The organism is Aeromonas sp. D3, assembly GCF_027705025.1.
GTDB lineage: Bacteria > Pseudomonadota > Gammaproteobacteria > Enterobacterales > Aeromonadaceae > Aeromonas > Aeromonas salmonicida.
Window position 1 is genome coordinate 32,988 of record NZ_JAPDBE010000031.1, and the last position, 8,314, is coordinate 41,301.

The 8,314-nt window shown below is 61.7% G+C and carries 6 protein-coding genes and 2 tRNA genes; 5 read left to right on the forward strand and 3 right to left on the reverse strand.

Annotated elements, in window-relative coordinates; genetic code table 11:
* Positions 1–20 precede the first annotated feature (20 nt).
* Positions 21–878, reverse strand: a complete 858-nt coding sequence (locus tag OKC28_RS16500; RefSeq protein ID WP_256688278.1) for a LysR family transcriptional regulator — start codon at positions 876–878, stop codon at positions 21–23.
* A 60-nt stretch (positions 879–938) separates the two neighbouring features.
* The gene (locus OKC28_RS16505) at positions 939–1,856 is read right to left on the reverse strand and encodes a DMT family transporter (protein ID WP_256688279.1); all 918 of its coding nucleotides are present in this window, start codon (positions 1,854–1,856) and stop codon (positions 939–941) included.
* 123 nt (positions 1,857–1,979) lie between these two features.
* Here OKC28_RS16505 and OKC28_RS16510 point away from each other — a divergent pair, with 123 nt between their 5' ends.
* The 3 genes from OKC28_RS16510 (at position 1,980) to OKC28_RS16520 (ending at position 5,709) form a co-directional block, all read left to right on the forward strand.
* On the forward strand, positions 1,980–2,900 hold the full coding sequence (locus OKC28_RS16510; RefSeq protein ID WP_423055841.1) for a helix-turn-helix domain-containing protein: 921 nt from the start codon (positions 1,980–1,982) through the stop codon (positions 2,898–2,900).
* A gap of 262 nt (positions 2,901–3,162) precedes the next feature.
* Positions 3,163–4,800, forward strand: coding sequence for an ATP-dependent endonuclease (locus tag OKC28_RS16515; RefSeq protein ID WP_021138311.1), 1,638 nt, complete (start codon positions 3,163–3,165; stop codon positions 4,798–4,800).
* A gap of 189 nt (positions 4,801–4,989) precedes the next feature.
* Positions 4,990–5,709, forward strand: coding sequence for a hypothetical protein (locus tag OKC28_RS16520; RefSeq protein ID WP_017412051.1), 720 nt, complete (start codon positions 4,990–4,992; stop codon positions 5,707–5,709).
* 86 nt (positions 5,710–5,795) lie between these two features.
* On the opposite strand, the gene glgX is transcribed toward OKC28_RS16520, so the two are convergent.
* The gene (gene glgX, locus OKC28_RS16525) at positions 5,796–7,859 is read right to left on the reverse strand and encodes a glycogen debranching protein GlgX (protein ID WP_256688280.1); all 2,064 of its coding nucleotides are present in this window, start codon (positions 7,857–7,859) and stop codon (positions 5,796–5,798) included.
* 196 nt (positions 7,860–8,055) lie between these two features.
* On the opposite strand from glgX, the gene OKC28_RS16530 reads away from it, so the two are divergent.
* A tRNA-Met gene (locus OKC28_RS16530) sits at positions 8,056–8,132 on the forward strand.
* Positions 8,133–8,234: 102 nt separating this feature from the next.
* Positions 8,235–8,311 (forward strand) — tRNA-Met (locus OKC28_RS16535).
* The last annotated feature ends 3 nt before the right edge of the window (positions 8,312–8,314 follow it).

The window sequence follows — 8,314 nt, forward strand, 5'->3', positions numbered from 1 at the left end:
TCTCTACTGTTTGCACGGGTTTATTGACTCGGCCCGCTGAAATGATGAAAGTGCCTGCGCAGCGCACTCACCAGCCGCGCAATGCGTTCCCGCTTCAGGCTGCTCTGGCGATAGACCAGATGCAAAGGGCGCCCCAGCCCAGGCAGGGGGCGCGCCGTTTCCCCCTGTTCTCCCACCAGTGCCAGCAGACCTGCTGGCAGCAACACAGGGCCTATGCCTGCCTTGGCGAGTTCTATCAGCGCCAGATAGGAGTCCAGCTCCATGGCGGGCACCAACCCCAATTGCGCCAGCGGCTCGCGCAGATAGCGGTTGGAGGGGTTCTCCAGATCCATGGTCAGGATCTTGCGCTGATCTGCCGAAGGCGCCTCATGCTGATCGTCTCCCACCAGATAGAAGGGCTCCTCCAGCAATAGCTCGGCTCCCAGGCCATGGCCGGGAGGCAGACGGCCGGCACAGATGCCGAGCAGGGCGTCGCCACTGCGCACCCGCGCCAGGATCACCGGGGTATGATGGGTGGAGAGGGCAATATGGGGATCGCGGCCCAGATAGTCGTGCATGAAGCGGGCGAGGTAGCCCGCCAGCAGGGTTTCGGAGCAGGCGATCGGCAGGGGAGTCAGATCGGTGAGGGTCTGGCTGTCGGCCAGCACCCCCTTCATCTCGGCGAGACTCGGTGCCACCCGGTCGAGCAGCTCCCGCGCCTGGGGGGTGAGCCGGATCTGGCGGCCATCCGGCTCGATCAGCTTCTTGCCAAGGCGCAGCTCCAGCTGACCAATACGCTTGCTCACCGCCGACTGGCTGATGTAGAGGCGACTGGCCACTTTGGCCATGGTGCCTTCGCTTGCCAGCAGACTGAGTGTCTCCAGCCCTTCCAGTAACATCCTGCCCCCTAGTGTTGCCATCACGCAGTTCGAATGGTGCTACCTTAGGGGCTGACGGCGTCAGGAGCAAGTGTCGTTCACCGCCTTGGCAGGCCGCCAGCGCCACTCCCGCACGGGCGGGGCGAAGATCACCAGATTGCCGAGAAAACTGATCACAACGCCCACCACTGAGACCGTCTGCCAGACAAACCCTTCATAAAACGTCGAGAGCGTGAGCGCTACCAGCGGGAACAGCACTGTGGCGTAGGAGGCCTTGCTGGCACCAATCCTGCCTACCAGCGTGAGGTAGGCAGTGAAGGCGATGACAGAGCCGAACAGGGCGAGATAGACCATGGCCGCCAGATAGTGACCGTCGGTAGGTATGGTCAGGGACTGGCCGAGCAGGGTGACCCAGCCCAGCAGCAATATAACCCCGTACACCATGCCCCAGGGCACCAGTTGCAGCACGTGATAGCCGTGGCGCTGGCCGCGGGCAGAGACCAGATTGCCCAGCGAGAAGCAGAGGGTGCCGCCACAGGCCAGCAGCAACCCCTTCCAGCCGTTTGCACCCAGTTGCGCATCCGCCAGCACGGGCCAGAACAGCAACAGTGTGCCCAACAATCCCAGCAAGGATCCTTGCAGCCAGCGCAAGTTGGGGCGTTTGCCCTCGAACAGCCAGAGATTGAGGCCGTTGAAGATGCTGGCACTGGCGAAGATCACCGCCGACAGGCCACTCGGTATGTAGAGGGTGGCGTGATAGAAGCAGAGAAAGTTGGTGGAAAAGAGCAGGGCACCGAGCAGGGCTGCGTAGCGCTGGCCCGCCCAGGGCAGGCGCGGGAAACGGCCGCTGACGGTGAGCAGTGCAAACAGTGCCAGCGCCGCCAGCAGGAAGCGATAGAGCACGGACACCTCGATGGGAATGGGGCCGATCTGCCAGGCGATGGCGATCCAGGTGCTGCCCCAGATAAGGACGGTGGCAAGATAGAGCAGGAGATTCATAACACATCCGGTGAAGTGGGAATGGCATGGACCACAGCATGGGGCGGGCAAGGCTGTGCTGGCTTGCACCATCTTGCGGTTATTTCAGCCGGGCCGCAGCCTTTGGCGGGCTGGCGCGGTAAGATGGCCGCAAGGCATGATGGGCGAGGCAGCAAGGTGCAACAGATAAGACAGGCGGGCGTATTCGATGCACTGGTCAGCACGGGAGCGCGGCTGGAAGACTCCTGCTGGCTGGAGCCGGGCCTTGGGGTGGCCAGCTGGCGCAACTGCTACGATCAGACCCGCTATCACAAGCCGGGTCACCATACCCTGAGCGTCTATTTGCAAGGGGGCGAGCAGACTGAGCGCCTCGATGGTCCCGGCGGCCATGGTGGCACCGGCAAGGTGTGCATCATGCCGGATCACCACAGATCCGAGTGGCTGGTGCGCGAAGAGTTCCGCTTTTTCCACCTCTACTTCACGCCGGCCCACCTCACCCGCATCGCCGAACAGGCCTGCGACAAGGAGGGGCGCCATCTGTTGCTGGAAGACAAGACCTTCATCGACGACCCGCAGGCGGCAGCACTGGTGCAGGCCCAGCTGATGAAACTGGAGTGGCAGCACGGCGTCGATCGCATGGCGCTTTCCCACGGCGCCTGGATGCTGATGCTGCACGCCTACCGCCACCATACCCGGGAGGCGCCGGGCCTGCCCGAGGTACGTGGCGGCCTGGCACCCGGTGTGATCCGGCGGGTACAGGAGTACCTGCAAGCCCATCTGGCCGAGCCGGTTACCCTGGCTGAGCTGGCACAGCAGGCGAGCCTCAGCGAATATCACTTCGCCCGCATGTTTGGCCAGAGCCTGGGGTGTCCGCCCCATCGCTATCTGCTTGGGCTGCGGCTCAAACGGGCCAAGCAGTTGCTGGCAGGGCCCGACTCCCTGGCCAGCATTGCCATCCTGTGCGGTTTCTCCTCCCAGGCGCATTTCGGCAATCGTTTTCGCGAGGCATTTGGCCTCACACCAGGACAGTGGCGTACACAATTGTCATCTTCTCGTCACAGATAACGCTGAGACTCTGGGCAAAAGAGGTGTACCATCTGCCACTTACCCATTGAAAGGAATGCCCATTGAATTATCGCAAACGCCAGACCCGTACTCGTCACCTTTGGTTCAGCCACTGGAATGCTCCCCAAGATCGCACCTGTATTCCCACCCCTCCCGAACCCGTAGTGCCTCACAGTTCCCGCTGAAAATCGATACGACCCGATAGGTTTTTTCCGGCAACTTTGCCACTATTGCGCCATCTGAATGGATTGGATATGGCTGCATGTTTCTGGAACGCATTGAAGTCAAAGGTTTTCGCGGGATAAATCGCCTCTCGCTCGGGCTGGATAACACCACGGTTCTCATCGGTGAGAACGCCTGGGGCAAATCCAGCCTGCTGCGCGCCCTCTGGTGTCTGTTGGGGCAGGATGCCGAACCCTATCAGTTCAGCAGCGATGATTTTCACCAACCGGAAGATCCCGAACTCGCACCCGCCCGTCATCTGCAACTGGTGCTCACCTTCAGTGAACACAGACCCCAGATGTGTCTGCACTCCCATCGCCTTGCCCGTCTTGGCGCCTCCTGGGTCAAGCACAAAGACAAATTCCACCGCATTCACTACCGTGCCAGTGCCGAATTGCAGGCCGATGGTTCCGTGCTCACCACCCATGATTTTCTCGACGGCATCGGCAAGAGCCTGCCCATCGACAATGCCCATGAACTGGTCTGCCTGCTGATCACCATGAACCCTGTGTTCCGGCTGCGGGATGCCCGCACCGCACGCAACGGGGTCGAGATGTTGCAGTGGGGGGATTTGTCACAGAACCGGTTGAGCCAGCTCGCCGACAAGCTCATCGACGAACCCCAGCGCATCGGTGAGGCTGAGCTGAAAGAGGCGCTGCAGGCCGTGCGCCAGCTGATGGATCACTACTTCAACGCCCTTGCCCCCATGAAGCACAAGCCTCGCAGCCAGCGGGACATCGTCAATCGCCCCATGACACTGCGCAATCCCGGCAATCTGCAGACGCTGCTGCGCAATGCTGACAACCGGGCGCTGCAACTGGCGATGGCAGGCATGGCAGCCACCCTGCTCAACGCCCGTGGCAACCGCGAGCTGGAACAGGGGGCGCGGCCCATCATGATCCTGGAAGACCCCGAGAGTCGCCTGCACCCCACCATGATGGCGCTGGCCTGGGGGCTGCTGGAGCATCTGCCGGGCCAGAAGCTGCTGACCACCAATTCGGGCGACCTGCTCTCCTCCCTGCCTCTGAATCAGGTACGCCGTCTGGTGCGCCGCCAGCAGGACATCGTCTGTCATCAGCTGGGGGGCGAGCGTTACAGCAGCGATGATCTGCGCAAGATTGCCTTTCATGTGCGCATCAACCGCCCCATGTCGATGTTTGCCCGTTGCTGGCTGCTGGTGGAGGGGGAGACCGAGATCTGGCTGCTCTCCGAGCTGGCCCAGATCTGCGGTTACAGCCTGCGGGCGGAAGGGGTGCGCATCATCGAATTTGCCCAGTGCGGTCAGTCGCCCCTCATCAAGGTGGCGCGCGACTTTGGCATCGAGTGGCATCTGCTCACCGACGGTGACGAGGCGGGGATCAAATACGCCACCTCGGCCCGGGCGCTGCTCAAGGGGGAGCGGGAGCGAGACCGGCTGACCCAGTTGCCGGCGGCTGATATCGAGCACTACCTCTATCACAATGGCTTCGAGGCGGTTTTCAGGCGAGAGGCTGGGGTCGGTGGCCGTTCGACCCTCAATGCCGGGCGCATCATCAACAAGGCCATTCATCATCGCAGCAAGCCTGGCATGGCGCTGGCGGTGGTGGAGGAGGCTGAGCGCCTGGGGGGCGAGCAGATACCGCCTGTGATCCGGCAGATGTTTGCCAAGGTAGTGGCACTGGCGCGCGGTCAGGGCTGATGGTCTGTGCTGGCCGGCATCCAATGATGCCGGCCAAGTGTGGCCCCGCCTTGTCATCCCGATGGTGCTGAGCGTCAAATCCCTCGCAAGGCGCTTGCAGAGATTGGGGACGGGGATGGGTTTGGGTATACTCGGCCCCTTCTCTGGCGCCTCACAGGCGCATTCCGAATCTTTGCTGCTGGAGGCGTCATGTTCGTCCAACTCCCTTTTTGGCTTTTTCCCCTGACAGGTTTGATGGCGCTGGGGGCCCTCATTGCTCTCGGTATTGTGTTGTGGCGCGGTGATCTCTGCCCGGGCCAGCGCTCGCGGATCACGGCCCAGCTCTTCTCCATCTGGGTGATCACCGGGCTCTCACTGATGCTGGCGGTGGAGGCCAAGGTGGCGAGCTGGCTCGTCTGGAGCGGTGGCGCCGCCCTGATCCTGGGGATAGTGCTGTCCCTTGCCCAGTCACGGCTGGAGGGCAAGCGTGCCATCCCGTCCACCCTGCTCTGGCTGCCTGCCATGCCGCTGCTGGTCTATGGGGTCGGCTTGCTGCAGATCCAGGGCTGGCTGAGTGGCCTGCTGCAGATGACCTTGCTGGGGGCGGCCTTCGCACACCTGATGCTGCTGCGGGCCCGCCACCGTCTGCAGGCGTTCAATCTGTTGCTGCCACTGGCGGGACTGGTGGCTGCCATGCTGAGCCTGCTCTGGCTGGCCGTGCTGGTGGGCTGGCAGGGCAATGGTGCCGCGCTTGATGCCCTGATCCCCGGTGTGTTGACCCAGGCCATCTTGCTGATTGCAGCCCTGCTGCTCTGGTTCAGTCCCATCTACCTGCAAAAAGAGACGGCGCCCGTTGTGGTCTCCACCGCCCTGTGCGGTCTCGTCATTGCCCAGATAGCGGCGACCAGCGTGCTGCACCAGCTGACCTGATAGCGTACCGCACTGCATGAATAGAAAAGCCCACCCCGAGTCACTCAGGGTGGGCTTTTTGATGGTCGCAACAGTGCAATCCGGGCCTAGTAGAAGTCATCCGCCCCGCAGATAAAGAGGCAACTGCTGCGCGGCTGGGCCAGATACTCCCGGGTCAGCCCCTCCAGCGGCATGCCGAAGGTGCAGATGTCGTGGGGGGAGGGCAGGGCGGTATCCAGGATCCGGCGCCAGTAGCCACCCACCCCCTTGGGGGGGCTCGGCAGATTGAAGGTGAGCGGCTCCCAGTAGGCATTGAACAGCACATAGAGTGCCAGCTTGGTTTCGCTGGAGAGTGCCGACATGGCGATGGCGTGGGAGTGGGGGCTGAAGTCCGGCTGGGCGGCATTGACCCCGTGCCAGCAGATCTCGCTGTGACGCAGGATCTCGGTCAGCGACAGCGGCATGCTCTCCTGCTCCGGTCGCTGGAACAGGTGCTTGCGATACTGGATCAGCTCCTTCATGAAGCGGAACATCTCCTGCCCCATGACGCTGGGCTGCCAGTTCATCCAGCAGGTTTCGTTGTCCTGGCAGTAACCATTGTTGTTGCCATGCTGGGTGCGCAGCACCTCGTCCCCCATCAGCAGCATGGGGGAGCCCACCGACAACAGGGTGGCCACCATCATGTTCTTGGCCTGGCGTACCCGCAGGGCATTTATCTGGGGATCCTCGGTCGGCCCCTCCTGACCATGATTCCAGCTGAAGTTGTGATCGCACCCGTCCCGATTCTGCTCGCCGTTGGCGTCGTTGTGTTTGTGGTCATAACTGGCCCAGTCCCACAGGGTGAAACCGTCATGACAGGTGACGAAGTTGATGCTCTTCTCCGGGTCGGCGTGGTGATAGTGATAGATATCCGGGCTGCCGCACAGTCGCTCCACGAAGGGGGTGACGGCGTTGTCATCCCCACGCAGAAAGTGGCGCACGTCATCCCTGAACTGGCCGTTCCATTCACGCCAGCGCGCACCGGCCAGGCTGCCCACCTGATAAAGTCCACCCGCATCCCAGGCCTCGGCAATGAGCTTGATGTCGGCGATGCGGGGATCCGTGTCTATGGTGCGCAGGGTTGGTGCATTGGCCTGTGGCATGCCGGACTCGTCCCGCGACAAGATGGCGGCCAGATCGAATCGAAAGCCGTCCACGTGCATCTCCTGGCGCCAGAAGTGTAGGCTGTCCATGATCATGCGCAGCACCACGGGATGGGCACCGTTGAAGGTATTGCCGCAGCCCGAATAGTTGGTGTCCTTCTGATTGCTGTCGAGGATGTAGTAAGCCTCGTTGTCTATGCCGCGAAACGAGAAGATGGGGCCATCGTCGCCCCCTTCGGCCGTGTGGTTGTAAACCACGTCCAGGATCACCTCGATATTGGCTCTGTGCAGGGCCTTGACCATGTCCCTGAACTCGGTGAGCGGATCGCCACCACTGGCATATTGAGCATGGGGGGCAAAGAACGACATCGGGCTGTAGCCCCAGTAGTTGGATAGCCCCTTGGGGGCATCCTGGGGATCGAACTGGAACACCGGCAGCAGCTCGACGGCTGTGATGCCGAGGGATTGCAGATAGGGGATCTTCTCGATGAGGCCAAGATAGGTGCCGCGCAGGGCAGGCTCCACCCCCGAGCTCGGCGACTTGGTAAACCCCCCCAGATGCAGCTCGTAGATCACGGAGCGGGAGAGGGAGTGAGCGGGGAGCTTGTCCCCTTCCCAGTCATAGTCGCGGGTATCCACCACCCGGTTCTTGGCACACACAGCCAGGTTGCTGCCGGGACGGGCCGCAGCCCAGCGGTCGTAGGTCGGCCCCAGCTCAATGCTGCGACCATAGGGGTCCAGCAGTACCTTGTCCGCATCGAAGCGGGTACCGTAGTAGGGACGCCAGGGGCCCTGGATGCGATAGGCATAGCGCTGGCCCAGTGGAATGCCTTCGATATGGATGTGCCAGTAGTAAGCGGTGCGGTTGAGACGGGGGGAGAGCACTATCACCTCAGGGGTGTCATCATCGGCACGGGTGAAGAGCAGCAGTTCAACCCGACTGGCCAGGCGGGCCCAGATGGCAAAGTTGACGCCGTCGTTCTCGGGTGTGGCCCCCAATTGACGGCAATGACCGGCGGATATGCGCATGATAAGGCTACCTAAAAAGAGGAGTGACAAGCCTTTTGAGTGTAGTGCGCCAAGCTGGCCCCAAACCTGCTTGTCTGAAAAAACAGCGTCCTGTTGCAAATTCCTTCAATTTGTGCCGCTTTAACCTTCGAATGAAGTTTTTTTAGGATATTTACTTGCAATCTGAGCGCTGGCGCCTATTATTGGCGACCTCAGACGCGGGGTGGAGCAGCTCGGTAGCTCGTCGGGCTCATAACCCGAAGGTCGTCAGTTCAAATCTGGCCCCCGCAACCAACTATTTGTGCTCATGGCGAGGCTGATGCCAAGCGGTGAGCGTAAAGACAGCAAACTACTTCTGCTCGGTAGTGCGCGGTGATAAAGGCAGTACAATTCGGACGCGGGGTGGAGCAGCTCGGTAGCTCGTCGGGCTCATAACCCGAAGGTCGTCAGTTCAAATCTGGCCCCCGCAACCAACT

Coding starts and splice junctions, on each gene's coding strand:
- OKC28_RS16505 (WP_256688279.1), bottom strand. CDS start 1,856: ATGAATCTCCTGCTCTATCTTGCCACCGTCCTTATCTGGGGCAGCACC.
- glgX (WP_256688280.1), bottom strand. CDS start 7,859: ATGCGCATATCCGCCGGTCATTGCCGTCAATTGGGGGCCACACCCGAG.
- OKC28_RS16520 (WP_017412051.1), top strand. CDS start 4,990: ATGTTCGTCCAACTCCCTTTTTGGCTTTTTCCCCTGACAGGTTTGATG.
- OKC28_RS16515 (WP_021138311.1), top strand. CDS start 3,163: ATGTTTCTGGAACGCATTGAAGTCAAAGGTTTTCGCGGGATAAATCGC.
- OKC28_RS16500 (WP_256688278.1), bottom strand. CDS start 878: ATGTTACTGGAAGGGCTGGAGACACTCAGTCTGCTGGCAAGCGAAGGC.
- OKC28_RS16510 (WP_423055841.1), top strand. CDS start 1,980: ATGGCCGCAAGGCATGATGGGCGAGGCAGCAAGGTGCAACAGATAAGA.